This window comes from Microcystis sp. M_QC_C_20170808_M9Col, from assembly GCF_007095495.1.
Classification (GTDB): Bacteria; Cyanobacteriota; Cyanobacteriia; order Cyanobacteriales; family Microcystaceae; genus Microcystis; species Microcystis aeruginosa.
Window position 1 is genome coordinate 1 of sequence record NZ_SFBZ01000160.1, and the last position, 4,830, is coordinate 4,830.

Here is a 4,830-nt window from a genome sequence, read left to right on the forward strand (position 1 = left end):
CGCTTAAACATTGATATTTTAGAGCAAACGATTAATGCTATTATTCAACGGCATGAGAGCTTACGCACAAGCTTTCCAATGGTTGAAGGAAAACCTATTCAAAAAATTGCTCCATCTCTAAAGATTAAATTATTAGTTATTAATTTAAAGGATATTTCCCAAGATCAAATTGATAAACAGATTATTGAAGAACTACAAAAACCCTTTGATTTAACTCAAGCTCCCCTATTACGATGTACTCTGTTTGATCTGGGATATGAAAATTATATTTTAGTTAACGTTTTCCATCATATTATTATCGATGGTTGGTCAAAGGGCATTTTATTTAAAGAATTATCTGAATTTTATCAGGCATTTTTATCCAATTCAACCGTAGATTTACCCGAATTAGCCATACAATATGCAGATTTTGCGGTCTGGCAAAGACAATGGTTACAAGGTGAAATCTTAGAAAATCAGTTAAATTATTGGAAAAAACAATTAACGGGCGCTCCTCCTTTATTAGAACTTCCAACCGATAAACCCCGTCTGGCTACTCCCAATTTTCGAGGTCATAGTATCTCGTTTCAAATTAACTCAGAACTCACCGAAAAACTAAAACTTTTGAGCCAAAAGTCGGGGGGAACCTTATTTATGACCTTACTGGCTGCTTTAAACACTTTACTCTTCCGTTATAGTGGTCAAGATGATATTTTAATCGGGACACCCACCGCCAACAGAAACCGACAAGAAATTGAACCTTTGATTGGTTTTTTTGTCAATACTTTAGTGCTACGGAATTCCCTAGAAGGAAATCCGACTTTTTCGGGATTATTACAGCAAGCTCGCAATGTTGTTTTAGAAGCGTATGCTAATCAAGATGTCCCCTTTGAACAAGTGGTTGATGGGTTAGAAATCGAACGAAGTTTAAGTTACAATCCCTTATTTCAGGTCATGTTTGCGCTGCAAAATGCCCCCCTCAATGCTTTAGAATTACCTGATTTAAAGGCTCAATATCTAGCTGTCGAAAACCAGAGAATTAAGTTTGATCTCAGCTTAGTTTTAGAGGAAATAGAGACGGAAAAAGGCTCTTATTTAGAAGGTTTTTGGGAATATGATAGCGACCTATTTACCGCCGAAAGAATTACCCGCATGGTGGGTCATTTCCAAACTTTATTAAAAGGAATTGTAGCCAATCCTCAGCAAACCATCGGGGAATTACCTTTACTGACTGAATCGGAAAAACAGCAATTATTAGTAGAATGGAATCAAACTCAAACGTCTTATCCTGATCATTACTGTATTCATCAGTTATTTGAAGAACAGGTAAAACGCACACCCGAAGCGGTAGCAGTTGTATATTCAGAGCAACAATTAACCTACAATGAGTTAAATTGTCGAGCTAATCAGTTAGCACATTATTTGCAGTCTTTAGGAGTAAAACCTGAGCAATTAGTGGGGATTTGTCTTGAACGTTCTTTAGACATGATTGTGGGGTTATTAGCGATATTAAAAGCGGGTGGTGCTTATGTTCCTCTTGACCCAGAATATCCAACTGAGCGTTTACTGTATATCCTCCAAGATGCTCAAATTAGAGTTCTGTTAACCCAAAAACATTTAATCGCAGGACTTCCAAAACACCAATCAGAAATCGTTTGTTTAGATACTGACTGGTCGTTTATCACTCAAGCACAGGAATCAAATCCCTGCTGTGAAGTTCAACCGGAAAACTTAGCTTATGCAATCTACACTTCAGGTTCAACAGGAAAGCCAAAGGGAGTGATGATTCAGCACTCCTCCGTTGTCAATCTTGCTCACGGACTGCATGAAGCTATCTATGCTCACCATCAGATTTCCCCATTGCGAGTCAGCATCAATGCCTCTTTAGCTTTTGACGCTTCTGTGCAACAAATTATTCAACTGATATATGGTCATAGCCTGAACATTGTGCCAGAAAAGGTGCGATTTGATAGCCATGCCATGTTATCCCACCTGCGGCAGCAAAAAATAGATGTATTGGATTGCACACCATCGCAACTGAGGCTACTAATTTCAGTAGGATTGCTAGAAAGTGACAATCATCCTCAATCTGTCTTGGTGGGAGGAGAAGCCATTGATGAATCTATGTGGGCTACTTTGGCCAAGGCTGAAAACATTAATTTCTATAACGTTTATGGCCCGACAGAATGCACTGTGGATAGCACGATATGTTTGATCACAGCTAACCTCAAACCAGTGATTGGTCGTCCCATTGCTAAGGTAGAAACCTATATTTTAGACGAATATTTGCAACCTGTTCCTGTTGGTGTGCCTGGGGAATTACACATAGGCGGTGCGGGATTAGCGAGAGGCTACCTCAATCATCCAGAGTTAACCAATGAAAAATTTATCCCTCATCCCTTCCATCAGGAAACAGAAAGCAGATTATATAAAACGGGAGACTTAGGGCGTTATTTACCCGACGGTAATATTGAGTATTTAGGACGCATTGACAATCAAGTAAAAATTCGCGGTTTCCGCATTGAATTGGGAGAAATTGAAACCGTTCTTAGTCAGCACAGTGCGGTCAAAACGGCTGTTGTAATTGCTCGGGAAGATGAGACAAATCAGAAACGTTTAGTCGCCTATATTATTCCCCAAATAGAGATTATTTCCCCTCCAAAAGAGCAAAATTCGCTTAATATTACTCAACTGCGGCAATTCCTGAAAGCTAAGTTACCAGAGTATATGATTCCTAGTGCCTTTGTCATTTTGGAATCCCTACCCTTAACACCTAATGGTAAGACTGATTACCGTGGTTTACCGGCTCCCGAATTCCAAAGCCAAGAGCAGTATATTGCGCCGCGTAACCCCATTGAAGAGATATTATCATCGATTTGGGCAAAAGTATTAAAAGTTGCACAGGTGGGGATTCACGACAACTTCTTTGAGTTAGGTGGACATTCATTATTAGCAACGCAACTAATTTCGCGCATCCGTGAGGCTTTTCAGGTAGAAATGCCCTTACGCGAGTTATTTGTTGCACCGACAATCGCCGAATTGTCCCAGGAAATAAAACGGCTTTCCGAAGGAGAACAACTCACTGAACTGGCGATTTTACCCAGGGACAAAGCAGCAGAGTTACCCCTATCTTTTGCTCAGACTCGTCTCTGGTTTTTGGCTGAATTTGAGTCGAATAGTTCTTTTTATAATATCCCCCTAGCCTTGCGTTTAGAGGGAAACCTGAACTCAGAAATCTTAATCCAGAGTTTAGAAGAAATTTGTGATCGCCACGAAGCTTTACGCACCAACTTCATTACCGTTGATGGTATCCCTACCCAAGTTATACAAGCACGAAACTGGACAGTTACGGTTGTAAATTTACAGTATTTATCTGGTAGTGAAAAAGTAATTGCGTCCCAAGAGTTAGCACAAAACCAAGCGATTCAACCCTTTGACTTAGCCGGTGAACCCTTAATCAGAATCACTTTAGTGGTGTTATCTGAAACGGAACATCTCTTATTAGTCTGTATGCACCACATTGTCAGTGATGGCTGGTCAATGGGGGTATTTATTCAGGAACTAACCGCCCTCTATAATGCCTATATTCAGGGATTATCTTCGCCGCTCAATCCCCTATCTATCCAGTATGGAGATTTTACCCTTTGGCAAAGACAATGGCTACAGGGAGAAGTCTTAGAAAACCAATTAAATTATTGGAAAAAACAATTAGCAGACGCACCAACTTTCTTACCCTTACCAACAGATAAACCTCGTCCAGCAGTCCAAACATTTACTGGGGTACATCAAGAGTTTCAACTATCCCTTGAACTCACCCAAAAGCTAACAGAATTAAGTCAGCAACAAGGGGTAACAATGTTTATGACATTGTTAGCAGTTTATGGAGTATTACTTTATCGTTATACAGGACAATCAGACATCTTAATAGGCACACCTATAGCTAATCGTAACCGTCGTGAAATAGAGAGTTTAATCGGCTTTTTTGTGAACACTTTAGTGATGCGGACTGACTGTTCAGAAAATCCTAGTTTTCAGGAATTATTGATGAGAGTTAGAGAAATGTCTTTAGGTGCTTATGCTCATCAAGATTTACCCTTTGAAATGTTAGTAGAAGCCTTACAAACAGAGAGAAATCTTAGTCATACTCCTCTATTTCAGGTAATGTTTGTCCTTCAAAATACTGCCTTATCTGAAATAGAGTTAACGGGTTTAACTATTGATTCTTTCCCCTTAGAAGTTGAAATAGCTAAGTTTGATTTAACCCTATCAATGCAAAATACAGAGACGGGATTAATGGGGGTTTGGGAATATAATACTGACCTATTTAATAGCGAGACTATTGAAAGAATGAACGGTCATTTTTTGACTTTGCTTGAGGGGATTATTACTAATCCCAGTGAGGGAATTTCTCAATTACCTTTATTGACTAAAGTTGAACAACAACAGTTATTAATTAACTGGAATAATACTGAGGTAGATTACCCTGCTAATAAGTGTATTCATCAATTGTTTGAGGAGCAAGTTGAACGGACTCCTAATGCTGTAGCAGTAACTTATGAAAATGAATCCTTAACTTATCGAGAATTAAATAATCGTGCTAATCAATTAGCTCATTATTTGCGGAAATTAGGCGTAAAAGCTGATACTTTAGTCGGTATTTCCCTTGAGCGGTCCTTAGAGATGATGGTGGGATTATTAGGTATTCTCAAGGCAGGTGGTGCTTATGTACCTCTTGACCCAGATTATCCCCAAGAACGCCTGAGCTTCATGTTAGAAGACTCTCAGGTAAAAGTGTTAGTAACTCAAGCAAAATTAGTCAAGTCTATTCCTGAACATCAAGCACAACTTATC

General features: G+C 39.1%; 1 protein-coding gene. It reads left to right on the forward strand.

Features of this window, described 5'->3' with window-relative positions:
- A partial coding sequence (locus EWV68_RS09475; RefSeq protein WP_287169599.1) for a non-ribosomal peptide synthetase occupies positions 1 to 4,830 on the forward strand: 4,830 nt, incomplete at both ends.